The organism is Acerihabitans sp. (assembly GCF_036398755.1).
Taxonomy (GTDB): domain Bacteria; phylum Pseudomonadota; class Gammaproteobacteria; order Enterobacterales; family Enterobacteriaceae; genus Acerihabitans.
Genome location: NZ_DASWOM010000005.1, coordinates 15,613 through 31,538, shown reverse-complemented (window position 1 = coordinate 31,538; position 15,926 = coordinate 15,613). Strand labels below are relative to the sequence as shown.

Below are 15,926 nucleotides of genomic sequence, written 5' to 3'. Positions count from 1 at the left end.
ACGGGCGATAGACAGATGTTATCGCCTGTGACCGCGCACATTGCCGTGGCTTTTGTTTTCGCTTGCGCCTTTAGCGGGCGCCCGCGTCACGCGGCGGCGTTTCTTCAGGCGGGGCGGGGGCAGCGCCGTCGTTCTCGTCCTCTTTGCGTTCGACCAGCGGCATGCTGGCGGTAAGCAGGTAAGGGGATTGCTGCCAGCGGCTGCGGCGGTTTTGCAACAGGGTGCGCGCCAGGATAATGCCGATGGCCAGCGCCAGCAGGATCATCAGGCGCAGCAGGTTGGTGGTGTTATCTACCTGTTTGGCTTCGGTTTCCAGCACATGGGTATCGATGGTCAGGCGTATAAAACCGCTGGGACCGTCCTTATCGGCAATGGTGCGCACCAACTGATGGTTAAAATAGCTGCCGGCGCGCTGGTGTTCGATGGCCAGCCGATCGCGCACGCTGATGTTTTCCCCCGCGCGGGCGATCAGGCCGCCGTCCATGCCGTATACGCTGGCGTCCAGGATGCGGCTGCCCTGGGTGAGCTGGTCCAGTATCGACTGGATGGGGGTATTGTTTTCTCCGCTGTCGGCCATCAGCGGCGCCAGTTGTCCGGCCAATTGCCCAATCAGGGTCCCGGCCAGCTCATCGACCTGCGCCGAACGGGCCATCTGATGGCTCAGGCTGAACCAGGAGGCGCCCTGCATCAGGATGACCAATAGCGTCACGCAGATAAGCACGATGGCGGTGCGGTGTAAACGAAACGACAGTCTGGCCCGGAGCATGGGATTCCTTTACTATTCTGAACGCTTTATGTTGCCAGAAGCGCCGACGATAGGATAGCTTGATGCGCGATGTTTTATCATGCCGGTTATCCATGCCTACAGGAGTGATTGATGCCTATCAGTTTGACGTACTGCGATCTCCCCGCCGGGATTTCCCAGTGGCCGGGTCTGCCGATGTCATTAAGCGGCGATGAAGTGATGCCGCTGGATTACCGGGCAGGCCACACCGGCTGGCTGCTGTACGGCAAATCATTGGACAAGTTTGTCCTCACCCGCTTTCAGCGCCGCCTGGGCGGGGCGATGGTCATCGTCTCCGCCTGGCACGTCGAAGACTATCAGGTGGTCAGGCTGGCCGGTGCGCTTAGCGCCCTGGCCGTCGCGCTTGCCCATGAAATGGAACTGGATGTCGCGCCGTTTGGCAAAACGCCGCATCTGCACGCGCCAGGCCTGCTGGTCATGGATATGGATTCCACCGCCATCCAGATTGAATGTATTGATGAAATCGCCAGGCTGGCGGGCGTGGGCGAGGAAGTCGCCGCCGTGACCGAGCGCGCGATGCGCGGCGAGCTGGATTTCGCCGCCAGCCTGCGTCACCGGGTAGCGACCCTGAAAGACGCCGATGCGGATATCCTGCGCCAGGTGCGCGATAGTTTACCGCTGATGCCGGGCCTGGGCGAACTGGTGGCCAAATTGCACGGCCTGGGCTGGCAGATTGCCATCGCTTCCGGCGGGTTTACCTATTTTGCCGACGCCCTGCGCGACAGGTTCCACCTGGTCGCGGCGGTGGCCAATGAACTGGGCGTTAGCGACGGCAGGCTCACCGGTGAAGTGGTGGGCCCCATCGTCGACGCCGCCCGTAAAGCCCGCACGCTGACCACCCTGGCTGAACGGCTGGGCATTCCGCTGCACCAGACGGTGGCTATCGGCGACGGCGCCAATGACCTATTGATGCTACAATCCGCGGGACTGGGTATCGCATATCATGCCAAGCCCAAGGTGAATGAACAGAGCAAGGTGATTATTCGCCACGCGGACCTGTTGGGGGTGCTGTGTATCCTGACCGGCAATCTTAAAAATGAAGAGCGCTAGGCGGCGGCCATGTTTTCCGTAAGGCTCGCCGCGTTATTTTCTCATCTGCGAGGCTATTGTGGCTAAAGCGGCGAAACGGGCATATGTCTGTAATGAATGTGGGGCGGAATATCCGCGCTGGCAGGGCCAGTGCAGCGCCTGCGAAGCCTGGAATACCATCACCGAGGTGCGGGTGGCGTCAACCCCCGCCGCCGTGCGTAACGACCGTTTCAGCGGCTATTCCGGCGAGGCCGGCGCCAGCCGGGTGCGCCGGCTGGCGGATATCAGCCCCGAGGAATTGCCCCGTTTTTCCACCGGTTTCAAGGAATTCGACCGGGTCCTGGGCGGCGGGGTGGTGCCGGGCAGCGCCATTTTAATCGGCGGCAGCCCCGGCGCCGGTAAAAGCACCCTGTTGCTGCAAACCTTATGCAAGCTGTCCGAACAGATGAAAACCCTGTACGTCACCGGCGAAGAGTCGTTGCAGCAGGTCGCCATGCGCGCGCACCGGCTGGCGCTGCCCACCGGCGGCCTGAATATGCTCTCGGAAACCAGCATCGAGCAGATCTGCCTGATTGCCGCCGAGGAAAAACCGCGCCTGATGGTGATCGATTCCATCCAGGTCATGCATATGGCGGATATCCAGTCCTCCCCGGGCAGCGTGTCGCAGGTGCGGGAATCCGCCGCCTACCTGACCCGGTTCGCCAAAACCCAGGGCGTGGCGATCCTGATGGTCGGCCATGTTACCAAGGACGGCTCCCTGGCCGGCCCCAAGGTGCTGGAACACTGTATCGACTGCTCAATCATGCTCGACGGCGATTCCGACTCCCGTTTTCGCACCCTGCGCAGTAATAAAAACCGCTTTGGCGCGGTGAATGAGCTGGGGGTGTTCGCCATGACCGAACAGGGGTTAAGGGAGGTCAGCAACCCGTCGGCCATTTTCCTGAGCCGGGGCGATGAGATGACGCCCGGCAGCAGCGTGATGGTGGTCTGGGAGGGCACCCGTCCGCTGCTGGTGGAAATCCAGGCGCTGGTGGATCACTCCATGCTTGCCAATCCACGCCGGGTGGCGGTGGGCCTGGAGCAAAACCGCCTGGCGATCCTGCTGGCGGTGCTGCACCGTCACGGCGGCTTGCAAATGGCCGATCAGGATGTGTTTGTCAATGTGGTCGGCGGCGTCAAGGTCACCGAGACCAGCGCCGACCTGGCGCTGATGCTGGCGATGGTGTCCAGCCTGCGCGACCGCCCGTTGCCAAGCGATCTGGTGGTATTCGGCGAAGTGGGACTGGCCGGCGAGATCCGCCCGGTGCCCAGCGGCCAGGAGCGCATTGCGGAAGCGGCCAAGCACGGTTTTCGCCGCGCCATCGTGCCCTATGCCAATGTACCGAAAAAAGCGCAGGACAATATGCAGATTTTTGGCGTTAAAAAGTTGGCCGACGCGCTGGATATCCTTGCCGAGCTTGAATAACCGGCGGTTTTGCGCCGGTGGCGCCATGCGGGTTTTTGCTTAAGCCATAAGAGGGAGGCCTATGTCGTCATTCGATTACCTGAAGAGTGCGATTAAACAACAGGGATGTACCTTGCAGCAGGTCGCCGAGGCCAGCGGCATGACCAAGGGCTACCTGAGTCAGTTGCTCAACGCTAAAATCAAAAGTCCCAGCGCGCAAAAGCTGGAAGCCATCCACCGTTTTCTCGGGCTGGAGTTTCCGCGCAGGGAAAAAAAAGTCGGCGTTATTTTCGGCAAATTCTACCCGCTGCATACCGGTCATATCTACCTTATCCAGCGCGCGTGCAGCCAGGTGGACGAACTGCACGTGATCCTCGGCCACGACGAACCGCGCGATCGCAAATTATTTGAAGACAGCGCCATGTCGCAGCAGCCCACCGTCAGCGACAGGCTGCGCTGGCTGCTACAGACCTTTAAATACCAGAAGAATATCCATATCCACGCCTTTAACGAGCAGGGCATGGAGCCTTATCCACACGGCTGGGATGTCTGGAGCCGGGGCATTACCTCTTTTATGAACGAAAAGGGGATAGCGCCGGGGTTTATCTATTCGAGTGAAGCGCGGGATGTATCGCGTTATCGCGAGCATCTGGGCATCGAAACCATACTGGTGGACCCCAACCGGTCGTTTATGGCCATCAGCGGCGAGCAGATCCGCCAGGATCCGTTCCGTTATTGGGAATATATCCCGACGGAGGTCAAACCGTTTTTTGTGCGCACCGTGGCGTTAATCGGCGGCGAGTCCAGCGGCAAATCCACCATGGTGAACAAGCTGGCCAATATCTTCAACACCAGCAGCGCCTGGGAATATGGCCGTGAATATATCTTCTCCCATCTGGGCGGCGATGAAATGGCGCTGCAGTATTCCGATTATGACAAGATTGCCCTGGGCCAGGCGCAATATATTGACTTCGCGGTTAAATATGCCAATAAGGTGGCGTTTATCGATACGGATTTTGTCACCAGCCAGGCGTTTTGCAAACGCTATCATGGCCGCGAGCATCCTTTTGTCCAGGCGATGATTGACGAGTACCGTTTTGATTTGGTGATTTTATTAAAAAATAACACCCCCTGGGTGGCGGATGGATTGCGCAGCCTGGGCAATCCCGTGGATCGGGACGGTTTCCAGCGACTGCTGGAGGACCTGCTTGTCGCCAATCATATTCCCTTCGTGCGCATCGACGAGCCCGACTACGACCAGCGCTTCCTGCAGTGTATCGATCTGGTGCGCCACATGCTGGGCCAGCGCTAGGCCCGGCGCCCCCCCAAGGCTTGCGTGCTTCACATCCGGATTCAGCTGTGAAAGGTTTTTTCTATCATTGGAGGCCCCCTTGGCGGCGGGGGCCGTCCACAGCCGGCGGTATCAGGACATCTTTTTATATTTGATGCGATGCGGTTGCAGCGCTTCCGCGCCCAGCGTGCGTTTCTTCCACTCTTCGTATTCGGTGAAGTTGCCCTCAAAGAATTCTATCTTGCCTTCATCCTGATAATCGATGATATGAGTGGCGATGCGGTCGAGGAACCAACGGTCATGGGAAATCACCATGGCGCAGCCGGGGAATTCCAGCAGGGCGTTTTCCAGCGCGCGCAGGGTTTCCACATCCAGGTCATTGGTCGGTTCATCCAGCAGCAGCATATTGCCGCCCACCTGCAGCAGTTTGGCCAGATGCAGCCGGCCACGCTCGCCGCCGGACAGTTCACCGACGCGTTTACCCTGATCCACCCCTTTGAAGTTAAAGCGGCCGACATAAGCACGACTCGGCATTTCAAAATTACCGATGCGCATAATATCCTGGCCGCCGGACACCTCTTCCCAAACGGTTTTACTGTTGTCCATGCTATCGCGGAACTGATCCACCGAGGCCAGGATCACGGTATCGCCAAGCGTAACCGTGCCGCTGTCCGGCTGTTCCTTGCCGGACAGGATGCGAAACAGGGTGGATTTACCGGCGCCGTTCGGGCCGATGATACCGACGATCGCTCCTTTGGGGATTGAAAACGACAGGTTATCGATAAGCAGCCTGTCGCCATAGGATTTGCGCAGGTTTTCCACCTCCAGCACTTTATCCCCCAGGCGCGGTCCCGGTGGGATAAACAGCTCGCTGGTCTCGTTGCGCTTTTGGTATTCCACATTGTTAAGCTCTTCAAAGCGCGCCAGACGGGCCTTGCCCTTTGACTGGCGTCCCTTGGGATTGGTCCGCACCCACTCCAGTTCCTTCTCGATGGATTTGCGCCGCGCTGTTTCCGTTGAGGCTTCCTGTGCCAGGCGAGCGTCTTTTTGCTCAAGCCAGGACGAATAATTGCCTTCCCAGGGAATGCCCTCGCCGCGGTCCAGCTCCAGGATCCAGCCGGCCACGTTATCGAGGAAATAACGGTCATGGGTAATGGCCACCACGGTGCCTTCGTAGTCCAGCAGGAACCGCTCCAGCCAGGCCACCGATTCCGCATCCAGATGGTTGGTCGGTTCATCGAGCAGCAGCATATCCGGTTTTTCCAGCAGCAGGCGGCAAATGGCCACCCGGCGGCGTTCCCCGCCGGATAGCGTGGCTATCCGGGCATCCCACGGCGGCAGGCGCAGGGCGTCGGCGGCGCGCTCCAGCTGGTTATCCAGGTTATGGCCGTCATGAGCCTGGATGATGGATTCCAGTTCGCCCTGTTCCTTCGCCAGCTTATCGAAATCCGCATCCGGTTCCGCATAGGCGGCATAGACCGCGTCCAGACGCGTCAGCGCCTGTTTCACGACGCCTACCGCCTGTTCAATCGCCTCGCGCACGGTTTGTTCCAAATCAAGCTGCGGCTCCTGTGACAGGTAGCCGATTTTGATCCCCGCCTGCGGACGCGCTTCGCCTTCGATTTCCTGGTCGATGCCGGCCATGATGCGCAGCAGGGTGGACTTACCGGCGCCGTTGAGGCCCAGCACGCCGATTTTGGCGCCGGGGAAGAAACTGAGCGAAATATCTTTCAGGATATGACGTTTCGGCGGCACGATTTTGCCGACGCGATGCATGGTATAGACGTATTGAGCCACGTTGTTAACAACCTCTTTCTATCTGGTTTAGCCATGCCCCCGTCGTTCGGGGAGCATATACGGGCAGTGCCGCCAAGTGTCGCAATGGATAAGCGTCCAGTCTAGCCCGTTTTCGCGCGCGATCCCAGCCATCACCGGGAGATGTTGCCGCCGCGCGCCGACAGCGCGCATACCCGGTCGTGCCGGCGGGTGAAAAACAGCGCCGTCACCAGCAAAGACAACAGGCTGACGATCCCGGGAATGATGACGATGGAACGGTGATAGGCCAAGGTGACGATATGCTCGCCGTCGTCAAGCACCACGCCGACCAGCCCACTGTCCTGCCGGACGGTTTCCGTGCGTTTGCCGTCCACCAGCAGATAATATCCGGCATACAAAATATAGGGCAGGGTAACGGTTTGCGTCCCCTGCGACCGGACGATCATCTCCGGATAACCCTCTTTATAGGTGGTGCCGATAAAAGTTGCCTTGGGATTGGCGAAGAAGGCGAAATCGTTGATCTTTAAATGATCGAAGTTCTCGGGGCGCACGTTGGAATTATTGAGGTAATCATCATAAAGAGAGGAGGTATCCACATTCAGATAACGCACGCTTAAGGCTTTGTGGATAAGAGGATACATCCCCACGATGCTCAGGCAGGCCAGTAGCATGACCAGCGCTTTTTTACGCGCCATCATCGCCGCCAGCATGCCCGATGCGTGCAAGGCGATGACGGCGGTGGCGCACGACAGCAACCGCCACGGGAATTGGATTAATTTCAACACCGGCACGCTATCGGGAATTTTATTCCAGGGTATCAGGTGGGTAGTGGCAATGATAAATAATAAGGAAATAACGATCATTTTCTTCGCGGCGCCGGATTTACCCCATATCAGGTACGCCAAGGCGAGCAGCAGTTGAATCACGCCCACCGACAAGAACATGCCGGGTTCGGATACGCCGTAGGTGGAGGAAAGCGACAGCAGGGTTTCCGTCAGGCCGCTGCTGAACTTCAACAGGTCGTCGTACTTAAGCAGCTTTCCACTGGTGGCGAAAATATCTGAATTTTGGATATGATAAAACAAAGGCGCCCAATAAAACGCGCTAATCGAGACGACGATCAGAAAAGACATCAGGAAAAAAGCCATATTGGCTTTTATAAATAGAGCCCGGGCGTTGAGCAGGCAAAATAAAACGAAAAACAGGAAAAGCACCACGACGCTTGGAATATTGGACAAAAATACGCCCAAGGCGCTAAACGGCAGCAGCCATATATCCCTGCGATCGTGGATAAGCGAGCTGCAGCCCCTGATAAACAGCGGCATCAGCGACATGGCCAGACTTTCGCCCAAGGCAAAGCGAACATATATATTGGTCAGGAAATATCCGGAAGTGATAAATAATATGGCGCATAACAACCCGGCCGACGAAGACGAATGCTCTCGTTTAGCGGCATAATAGGTCGAAAAAAAGGCGATGATGAAAATGAGGAAATACACCATTTTCATTTGGTTAATGATATCGGCGGAATTAAATGTCAGCGCTTTCGCCGCCAAAAACAGTAAGGAGGTCAGCGGCGGATAAAAAAGCTGCCACGAGTAGCCGAATTGTCCCGGCGACCAATAATCAAACAAGGGCGGGAACTGATTGTGCGCCAATTCGTTATTTAACGAAATCATTCTCTGGAAATGAGCGATCCAATCATGCCCGGTCCAAATGCCAATTTCCTGTAACGTCACCACAAGTATGCATAAAACCAAGAAACTCAAAAAGAGAAGTAACAGGTTGTTTTTCAATTTCACTTTCCATCACCTTAAAGCATGCTTGTTGCAAACATCATTCGCTGGTTGCAATTCTTTTAAACCGGGGGCAGACAGGCGAGGGTCACAGCCCACGGGCGGCATGCCCGTGGTATATATACAGTTACGCGTTGCGTGCTCAGTTGCGCAGCGTAACCCAACCCCAGAACCGGGTACAGGGGCAACCCGCGTTCGATACGGTTAAAAATCAGTAATGTGATCCAGCGCGCTGCCGTCGCCGCCGCCGGCCCGCTTTGCGCTTATTATCCGCGCTAAAAAAAGATAACAGCTAAAATAATGACGATTGTCGCCGCTGCCGCTGGCATAGACCGTGCCGCTTAGCTAGCATGGAGGCAGCAACCGGATGCTTAACCATCCGAACGAATGCGCCGGCGCCCGAAAAAGGACGCGGCAACAAGAGATTACGCTGAGGATAGAGTGGATATGGTCAAGGTGGACGGATGGCGGTATGCCGGCGCGGGTTTGGTCTGCGCGCTGGCGGGCCTGGTGGCCGCAACCGGCGGCGCGCGCGCCGATTCAGTCGATGCGCAGCGCCAGCGCTATCAACAGGTTAAGCAGGCATGGGACGGCAACCAAATGGATGTGGTGGCGCAGCTGATGCCGACCCTGCGTGATTACCCGCTATATCCTTATCTGGAATATCGGGCGTTGTCGCAGGACCTTTCCCAGGCGAGCACGGCGCAGGTCAAGGCCTTTATGGACGCCAACCCTACGCTTACGCCGGCGCGCTCGCTGTCGGCCCGCTTTGTCAATGAACTGGCCCGGCGCCAGGACTGGCAGGGGCTGCTGGCGTTCAGCCCGCAGCCGCCGAAACCGGTGTCCGCGCGCTGTAATTTTTATTACGCCAAATGGGCCACCGGCGCGCAGCAGGCGGCCTGGGACGGTGCCAAGGACATCTGGCTCAACGGTCACTCGCTGCCGGAAAGCTGCAACAAATTATTCAGCGTCTGGGATCAGGCCGGCCAGCGCGGGCCATTGGCGATCCTTGAGCGCATGCGTCTGGCCATGAAGGAGGACAACACCAACCTGGTGAACGCGCTGTCCAAACAATTGCCGATTGAATACCAAACCATGGGCAGCGCGCTGGCGGCGCTACAGGATAACCCCGCGACCCTGGAAGGGTTTGCCCGAAGCGTGGGCCCGACGGATTTGACCCGGCAGGCCACCATAATTTCCTTTGCCCGCCTGGCCCGTGATGACGTGGAAAATGCCCGCGCCATGCTGCCCACCCTGGTGAGGCTGCAGAAAATGGACGCCGGCTCCCGCCTCGATCTCGAGGAAAGCGTCGCCTGGCGCCTGATGGGTAACGATGCCACGCCGGAACAGGCCGCCTGGCGCGACAACGTCATTTTGCGCGGCCATTCCACCTCGTTGCTTGAGCGGCGCATTCGCATGTCGCTGGGGCAGGGGGATATGCGCGCGGTGGCCGCCTGGCTGGACCGTCTGCCGGAGGACGCCGGTCAGAAAGAAGAATGGCGCTACTGGCGGGCGGTAATGCTTATCAACCAGGGCCGCAAAAGCGATGGCGAAGCGATTCTGCGCGATTTGATGCAGGGGCGTGGTTTTTATCCCATGGTCGCGGCGCAGGAACTGGGCGTGAGCTATGTGGTTAACGTGGCGCGCGCGGTGGCGCCGGCCCCGGCGTTGACCAAACGGCCGGAAATCGCCCGCGTGCGCGAGCTGATGTACTGGAATATGGACGACCTGGCCAGGACCGAGTGGAGCTCACTGGTGGCAAGCCTTAGCCGGCCGGAACAGGAAGGCCTGGCGCGTTATGCCTTTGAGCAGCAATGGCCCGACCTGAGCGTGCAGGCCACCATTTCCGGCAAGCTGTGGGACCATCTGGAAGAGCGTTTCCCCCTGGCCTGGCATAATGAATTCCGCCGCGCCACCGACGATAAGGGCATCAGCCAAAGTTACGCCATGGCGATCGCCCGCCAGGAAAGCGCCTGGAATCCCAAGGCGCTGTCGCCGGTGGGCGCGGCCGGCCTGATGCAGCTGATGCCCGCCACCGCCAAGCATACCGCCGAGATGTTCAATATCAGCAGTTATATGAATACCAGCCAGCTGCTGGACCCGCAGACCAATATCGAACTGGGCACCACCTACCTGGAATATGTTTATCAGATGTTCGGCCGCAACCGCATATTATCCAGCGTCGCTTATAACGCCGGCCCGGGCCGGGTGACCACCTGGCTTGGCAACAGCGCCGGACGTATCGACGCGGTGGCGTTTATTGAGAGCATTCCATTTTCGGAAACCCGCGGCTATGTGAAAAACGTCCTGGCCTATGACGTGTTTTACCGTTATTTCCTGCGCCAGCCGGCAAAAGTGCTGACGGACGCGGAGTGGCAACGGCGTTACTGAATCATCGGGGGAAATAGGGTAGACTGCTGTACTAGTTAACAGGTATGGCGGGCGATTATGAATGACATTACCACCTCCGTTGCCGGGGACGAGCCCCGGCATGAGCAGGAGTGGCGGCATTTTGCCGTGCTTCTGGGGCAGGCCTTTGCCGACGGCATGCATGTGCCATTGCTGCAATTGATGTTGACCGCCGATGAGCGCGAAGCCATCGGCACGCGCATCCGCATTATCCGGGCGCTGCTGGACGGCGAGATGAGCCAGCGCGAATTAAAAAATACGCTCGGCACCGGCATTGCGACCATTACCCGCGGTTCAAACAGCCTAAAGGCCGCCTCGCCGGAGTTAAAACAATGGCTGGAGCATCATCTGCGGCGGTTGCCGGATTAACCCCCGCGGCCGCGGCTGGTTTGGTAAATGGCGTTATTAAACGGCACCAGCGCCAATAACAGGGCCTGATAATAAACGCTGCTGCGGGTCAATTTGCCGGCGGTAAACACGCCGATGGCGCCGCCCTGGCGTTTAATATCCGTTATTCCGGTCAATCTCGCCATTTCATGGCCCAATTCCCGCCCTTCAATGATTCCCTGTAATATACTTTCTGGTAATATTAAGCTGGCGGAGCGAGATTCCCCGCGCAAATGGGTATTTTCAATCACCATCCAGGCAAAGGTCATATTATCTTCAATACCCGCCTCGACACCGACCCAAAAATCCGCCTCGGGACAGACCTGACGCGCGGCCATGACCCGATTGCGCGCGCCGCTGCGGGTTTCGACATCGCCCATGGGCTGCGACGGCACGCCGCTGTCGACATCGATGCCCTCGACCCGGCAGCTATCGGGTCCGTAGGTGTCGTTAAAGGCCTGGAGAATGGCGTTGATTTTAGCCGGGTTAGTCGTTGCAGCAACCACATAATACATAATGTTTTTATCACTCCAGTCATTTTCACGCAGTATAACGGAAAAAAACCATGTTACAGGTCTATCTTGTTCGCCATGGCGAAACAGAATGGAATGCCTTGCGCCGTATCCAGGGTCAATCCGACAGCGCATTAACCGCCAAAGGCCAGCGCCAGGCGCAACAAGTGGCGCAACGGGTGCAACGCCTGGGGATTACCCATATCATCACCAGCGACCTTGGACGCACGCGGCATACCGCCGATATCATCGCCCAAGCCTGCGGCTGTAACGTCCTGTCGGACCCCAGGCTGCGCGAACTGGACATGGGGGTGCTGGAAATGCGCGATATCGATACCCTGACGCCGGAAGAAGAGGGTTGGCGCAAGCAATTGGTCAACGGAACCCCCGACGGACGGATCCCCAAAGGGGAATCAATGACCGAACTGTCGCAGCGCATGCACGCGTCCCTTGACGGTTGCCGGGAGTTGCCCGCCGGCAGCGTCCCCCTGCTGGTTAGCCACGGCATGGCGCTGGGGTGCCTTATCAGTACCGTCCTGGGGCTGCCGCCCTATGCCGAACGCCGGCTGCGCTTACGCAACTGTTCTATTTCCCGCATGGACTTCCAGCAAAGCCCCTGGCTGGCGCCCGGTTGGGTGGTGGAAACCGCGGGCGACACCTCACACCTGGATATGCCGGCGCTGGATGAAATCCAGCGTTAACGCCGCACCGGTATCAAATACTCGCAGCGGATAATATGCGGCGCCGGCGCGTCGGGCGCTTTCTCCAGCGGGTAAAAGCGCTCGATATCATGGCCCCGGCGGCGGGTCATCTTCATCAGGGGCAGGCAGGTGCCATACAGCGATAAGATAAAGCTCTGCAGGCCGTCGGACGGGCCGTTATAGATAAACTGCGCATATTCGCCGCCCTCAAGCGAGATCGGCTGGCCGCCGGCGATATTGTCCGGCAGGTCCTGGGGTTCGATGGCGGTGGTATAGAGGATCTCCTGCTCGTCGTCCTTTTCCTGGCTGGGGCGCGAGTGGTTCAGGCCGTACAAGACCGGCGGAATGGTTTTCGCCTCGCCCAGGTACTGGCGCCAGAACTGGATGCGCAGCTCGGTGCGAAACGTGCTGACCTGCTCCAGGGTGCAGGAATAACTCTGGGTCATGCCGACCAACTGTATTGGCGGCAGGATAATAAAGTCCGGCTGCGGCATATCCCATTTTTCCAGCCGGATCGGCGGACGGATGCCGTTGGAATCCCACTCTTCCGCCCGGCGATATAACGCCGGCGTCTGGATGAACTGCTTTTTAAACGCACGGGTAAAGGTTTGCTGCGAATCGAACCGGTATTGCAAAGCAATGTCCAGGATCGGCCGACTGGTTAGACGTAATGCAACGGCCGCTTTGGATAACCTGCGGGCCCTGATATACGCACCGATGGCATGACCTGTCACCTCTTTGAACATCCGCTGCAAATGCCATTTGGAATAACCGGCTTTTGCGGCGACATTGTCCAGGGATAGCGGCTGGTCAAGATGTCCCTCCAGCCAGCTCAACAGATCACGAATTATACCGGCTTGATCCATAGATCATCCTCAAAAAGCATGTAGGGCACGATGAAAAAAGTTGACGCATGATAGCAATTTTTTTGCAGTTCGACCGTCAAAGATTTATTAGCTAATTAATACCTGCCATGATAGCAGCAATTCACCACCGGTAGTGAAGCCCGTGCGCGGTCTTTGCCAAGGCGCCAATCCTGCAACCGAAAAGAAGTCTATCCTGATGAATAAAATGTTTTTTTCCGCATTGCTGCTGTGCCTTGCGTCCACGGGCGCCGCCCGCGCCGAGGAAGTCGGATCCGTTGATACTGTTTTCAAACTCTTCGGACCCGATCACAAGATTGTCGTGGAAGCATTCGACGATCCCGATGTGCAGAACGTCACCTGCTACCTCAGCCGGGCGAAGACCGGCGGTATCAAGGGCGGACTGGGGCTGGCCGAGGACACCTCGGACGCGGCCATCTCCTGCCAGCAGGTCGGGCCGATAACCCTGACGGATAAGATCAAAAACGGTAAACAGACCGGCAGCGTCGTGTTCCAAAAACGCACATCGCTGGTATTCAAGCGGCTACAGGTAGTTCGTTTTTATGACGCGAAGCGTAATGCGCTGGTGTACCTGTCCTACTCGGACCGGGTGGTGGAAGGGTCGCCGAAAAATGCGCTGAGCGCGGTGCCGATTATCCCCTGGACCACCCAGCGCGAATAACCGCCATCGCTGTAACACCGACGTCGTTAACAACACCGGGTGCCATAGCGGCACCCGGTAGCGGTTTGCCCGGCGGACGTTATTCTTCCAGATCGCCGCAGAAACGATAGCCTTCGCCATGGATGGTGGCAATGATTTCAGGGGTATCCGGGGTGGATTCAAAATGCTTGCGGATGCGGCGGATGGTGACATCCACGGTGCGGTCGTGCGCCTTGAGTTCGCGGCCGGTCATTTTTTTCAGCAGCTCGGCCCGGGACTGAATTTTGCCCGGGTTTTCGCAAAAGTGAAGCATGGCGCGAAACTCGCTGCGCGGCAGTTTATAATGGTCGCCGGTGGGGCTTAACAGCGAGCGGCTGTTGATATCCAGTTCCCAGCCGTTGAATTTATAGCTTTCAACCAGTTTACGCTCTTCGCCTCCGCCGCCGAGATTCATGGTGCGCGACAGCAGGTTGCGCGCGCGGATGGTCAGCTCGCGCGGATTGAACGGTTTGGTAATATAATCGTCGGCGCCGATTTCCAGGCCGAGGATTTTATCGACTTCATTATCGCGGCCAGTCAAAAACATCAGCGCGACGCTTGCATGCTCACGTAATTCGCGCGCCAGCAATAAACCGTTTTTCCCTGGCAGGTTAATATCCATTATCACCAGGTTGATGTCGTTTTCCGACAAAATCTGATGCATTTCAGCGCCATCGGTGGCTTCATGCACCATGTAGCCCTCGGCCTCGAAAATGCTTTTGAGGGTATTGCGGGTAACTGACTCGTCTTCAACGATAAGAATGTGCGGGGTCTGCATGTTTGCTACCTAAAATTACTAACAAAATTGGAAGAGGAAGTACAAAAGCCGCGGTTATCTACAACATTGCCCGGGGCAGGACGCAAAACCCCAAGCCATGAGGCTAAAGTACATAAACGTGCTCCAGGTGATTAACTACGGATAACCTTGGCACCGCTAACCTGATTTTGGACCGCTTTTTCTCAAGCTCAAATGCCATATAGCTTACCCTTATTAACAACACTATAACAGCGCGAAACGAAATTGCCACGTAAGAAAATTTCATTTTGCTGACATATATCAAATTACTACCCGCGACAGCGCGCAATTCCGGGAAATCCCTTATATACCAGCATATTTTCCCTTTTTTGATCCAGCACCCACCTCGATTCAGCCTGGGCGACGCGCGCTGAAATAACGCTGAAATGATGATAACATCCGGCGCTATTTGCCGCGGTTTAAGAGACGATCCATGCAGCTGCATATTATTCTTGTTTCCCCGGCGCGTCCGGAGAATGTCGGCGCCGCCGCCCGGGCCATGAAAACCATGGGATTCGGCTCGCTGCGCATCGTCGACAGCCGGGCGCACCTTCAGCCCGCCGCCGCCAGGGTTGCCCACGGCGCGACGGATATCCTCGAACGGGCCGTTCATTTCGACACGCTGGCGGCCGCCCTGGCGGATGTGGATTTTACCGTGGCCACCACCGCGCGCCACCGCGCCCGGTTTCACTATTACTGCACCGCCGCGCAACTGCTGCCGCAACTGCGGGAAAAACAGCGGTGGGTAACCCAGGCGGCGCTGGTGTTCGGACGGGAAGATACCGGCCTGACCAACGAGGAACTGGCGCTGGCCGATATCCTGACCGGCGTGCCCATGCAAGCCGTTTATCCTTCCCTGAATCTGGGACAGGCGGTGATGGTTTACTGTTATCAGTTGGCGGCGCTTAACCGCATCGCAGCGCCGGAGCACCCGCCGGCGATGCCCGGACAATTGGCGGCCCTGCATCGGCGCTTCGATCGGCTGTTCGCCCATTTAAGCGTCAGCGATGATCATAAGTTAACCGATTGGCTGCATCAGCGGCTGGGGCTGGCGACCCAGCGGGACATCGCCATGCTGCACCAACTGCTGCAGGATATAGAAAAAGTCGTGCCGGATAATAGTACCGATAATGAGTGATTAGGCGGTGTTAAAAACCAGATAAACCTGTTTTAGCCAAACTATTAAGCAATGATGGCGCAATTGAAAGTTGGAAAACGCTGCAAATAAATTCGTTTGAAAAACAGCCAATAGCAAATTAACATTGACTTTTTCCGGCAATTGCTTTACCAGTAAGCCATTAAAAAATAATATAGATTGCTTAACACATGCGTTTCATCAGCCTGAACACCATTATTATTACCACCACCGATACCCTAGGTAGCGGTGCGGGCTGACGCATACAGGATAAACAGAAAA

The 15,926-nt window shown here is 57.3% G+C and carries 15 protein-coding genes and 1 other annotated feature (1 of these 16 running past the window's edge); of the genes, 9 read left to right on the top strand and 6 right to left on the bottom strand.

Translation table 11 applies throughout. From position 1 onward, the window contains the following. Nucleotides 1-70 precede the first annotated feature (70 nt). The gene (locus VGC33_RS00785) at nt 71-766 is read right to left on the bottom strand and encodes a YtjB family periplasmic protein (protein WP_331118026.1); all 696 of its coding nucleotides are present in this window, start codon (nt 764-766) and stop codon (nt 71-73) included. A gap of 111 nt (nt 767-877) precedes the next feature. Here VGC33_RS00785 and serB point away from each other — a divergent pair, with 111 nt between their 5' ends. The 3 genes from serB (at nt 878) to nadR (ending at nt 4,590) form a co-directional block, all read left to right on the top strand. Beyond that, complete coding sequence (gene serB / locus VGC33_RS00780; RefSeq protein WP_331118024.1) at nt 878-1,855, top strand: phosphoserine phosphatase; 978 nt, start codon at nt 878-880, stop codon at nt 1,853-1,855. A gap of 58 nt (nt 1,856-1,913) precedes the next feature. Continuing rightward, nucleotides 1,914-3,299: a DNA repair protein RadA gene (gene radA / locus VGC33_RS00775; protein WP_331118022.1), complete on the top strand. Its 1,386-nt coding sequence runs from the start codon at nt 1,914-1,916 to the stop codon at nt 3,297-3,299. Between the two features lie 61 nt (nt 3,300-3,360). Further along, nucleotides 3,361-4,590, top strand: coding sequence for a multifunctional transcriptional regulator/nicotinamide-nucleotide adenylyltransferase/ribosylnicotinamide kinase NadR (gene nadR, locus VGC33_RS00770; protein WP_331118020.1), 1,230 nt, complete (start codon nt 3,361-3,363; stop codon nt 4,588-4,590). A gap of 111 nt (nt 4,591-4,701) precedes the next feature. On the opposite strand, the gene ettA is transcribed toward nadR, so the two are convergent. Both ettA and VGC33_RS00760 read right to left on the bottom strand, forming a co-directional pair. Then, nucleotides 4,702-6,366 carry an energy-dependent translational throttle protein EttA gene (gene ettA / locus VGC33_RS00765; protein ID WP_331118018.1) on the bottom strand — a complete coding sequence of 555 codons (1,665 nt, stop codon included), beginning with the start codon at nt 6,364-6,366 and terminating at the stop codon, nt 4,702-4,704. A gap of 131 nt (nt 6,367-6,497) precedes the next feature. Next, a complete protein-coding gene (locus VGC33_RS00760) occupies nt 6,498-8,024 on the bottom strand; it encodes a putative glycosyltransferase family protein (protein WP_331118016.1) in 1,527 nt (508 codons plus the stop codon). A 573-nt stretch (nt 8,025-8,597) separates the two neighbouring features. On the opposite strand from VGC33_RS00760, the gene sltY reads away from it, so the two are divergent. Beyond that, nucleotides 8,598-10,532, top strand: a complete 1,935-nt coding sequence (gene sltY / locus VGC33_RS00755; RefSeq protein ID WP_414636866.1) for a murein transglycosylase — start codon at nt 8,598-8,600, stop codon at nt 10,530-10,532. A 57-nt stretch (nt 10,533-10,589) separates the two neighbouring features. Beyond that, a complete protein-coding gene (gene trpR / locus VGC33_RS00750; RefSeq protein ID WP_331118012.1) occupies nt 10,590-10,919 on the top strand; it encodes a trp operon repressor in 330 nt (109 codons plus the stop codon). Here trpR and yjjX read toward each other — a convergent pair. Continuing rightward, nucleotides 10,916-11,452, bottom strand: coding sequence for an inosine/xanthosine triphosphatase (gene yjjX / locus VGC33_RS00745; protein ID WP_331118010.1), 537 nt, complete (start codon nt 11,450-11,452; stop codon nt 10,916-10,918). The two genes, trpR and yjjX, sit on opposite strands and share 4 nt — an antisense overlap. A gap of 50 nt (nt 11,453-11,502) precedes the next feature. Here yjjX and gpmB point away from each other — a divergent pair, with 50 nt between their 5' ends. Then, entirely contained in the window at nt 11,503-12,150 is a 648-nt protein-coding gene (gpmB, locus tag VGC33_RS00740; protein ID WP_331118008.1) for a 2,3-diphosphoglycerate-dependent phosphoglycerate mutase GpmB, read from the top strand. Here the strand turns inward: gpmB and robA are convergent. Next, nucleotides 12,147-13,016 (bottom strand): MDR efflux pump AcrAB transcriptional activator RobA, encoded by an 870-nt coding sequence (robA, locus tag VGC33_RS00735; protein WP_331118006.1) that lies wholly within the window; start codon nt 13,014-13,016, stop codon nt 12,147-12,149. The two genes, gpmB and robA, sit on opposite strands and share 4 nt — an antisense overlap. Nucleotides 13,017-13,212: 196 nt before the next feature. Between robA and creA the strand changes: the two genes are divergently transcribed. Continuing rightward, nucleotides 13,213-13,695, top strand: a complete 483-nt coding sequence (gene creA, locus VGC33_RS00730; RefSeq protein ID WP_331118004.1) for a protein CreA — start codon at nt 13,213-13,215, stop codon at nt 13,693-13,695. Between the two features lie 79 nt (nt 13,696-13,774). On the opposite strand, the gene arcA is transcribed toward creA, so the two are convergent. Next, entirely contained in the window at nt 13,775-14,491 is a 717-nt protein-coding gene (arcA, locus tag VGC33_RS00725) for a two-component system response regulator ArcA (RefSeq protein ID WP_162364033.1), read from the bottom strand. A 451-nt stretch (nt 14,492-14,942) separates the two neighbouring features. Here arcA and VGC33_RS00720 point away from each other — a divergent pair, with 451 nt between their 5' ends. After that, a complete protein-coding gene (locus VGC33_RS00720) occupies nt 14,943-15,647 on the top strand; it encodes a tRNA/rRNA methyltransferase (RefSeq protein ID WP_331117999.1) in 705 nt (234 codons plus the stop codon). 188 nt (nt 15,648-15,835) lie between these two features. Then, the gene (thrL, locus tag VGC33_RS23215; protein ID WP_414636865.1) at nt 15,836-15,904 is read left to right on the top strand and encodes a thr operon leader peptide; all 69 of its coding nucleotides are present in this window, start codon (nt 15,836-15,838) and stop codon (nt 15,902-15,904) included. Next, nucleotides 15,843-15,926 (top strand) — a sequence feature (Thr leader region); it runs 34 nt beyond the window's last position. Its footprint overlaps the gene before it by 62 nt.

What these genes read in the sequence shown, in the direction of transcription:
- VGC33_RS00785 (WP_331118026.1), bottom strand. Translation starts at nt 766, where the DNA reads ATGCTCCGGGCCAGACTGTCGTTTCGTTTACACCGCACCGCCATCGTG.
- serB (WP_331118024.1), top strand. Translation starts at nt 878, where the DNA reads ATGCCTATCAGTTTGACGTACTGCGATCTCCCCGCCGGGATTTCCCAG.
- nadR (WP_331118020.1), top strand. Translation starts at nt 3,361, where the DNA reads ATGTCGTCATTCGATTACCTGAAGAGTGCGATTAAACAACAGGGATGT.
- VGC33_RS00760 (WP_331118016.1), bottom strand. Translation starts at nt 8,024, where the DNA reads ATGATTTCGTTAAATAACGAATTGGCGCACAATCAGTTCCCGCCCTTG.
- trpR (WP_331118012.1), top strand. Translation starts at nt 10,590, where the DNA reads ATGAATGACATTACCACCTCCGTTGCCGGGGACGAGCCCCGGCATGAG.
- yjjX (WP_331118010.1), bottom strand. Translation starts at nt 11,452, where the DNA reads ATGTATTATGTGGTTGCTGCAACGACTAACCCGGCTAAAATCAACGCC.
- gpmB (WP_331118008.1), top strand. Translation starts at nt 11,503, where the DNA reads ATGTTACAGGTCTATCTTGTTCGCCATGGCGAAACAGAATGGAATGCC.
- robA (WP_331118006.1), bottom strand. Translation starts at nt 13,016, where the DNA reads ATGGATCAAGCCGGTATAATTCGTGATCTGTTGAGCTGGCTGGAGGGA.
- creA (WP_331118004.1), top strand. Translation starts at nt 13,213, where the DNA reads ATGAATAAAATGTTTTTTTCCGCATTGCTGCTGTGCCTTGCGTCCACG.
- arcA (WP_162364033.1), bottom strand. Translation starts at nt 14,491, where the DNA reads ATGCAGACCCCGCACATTCTTATCGTTGAAGACGAGTCAGTTACCCGC.
- VGC33_RS00720 (WP_331117999.1), top strand. Translation starts at nt 14,943, where the DNA reads ATGCAGCTGCATATTATTCTTGTTTCCCCGGCGCGTCCGGAGAATGTC.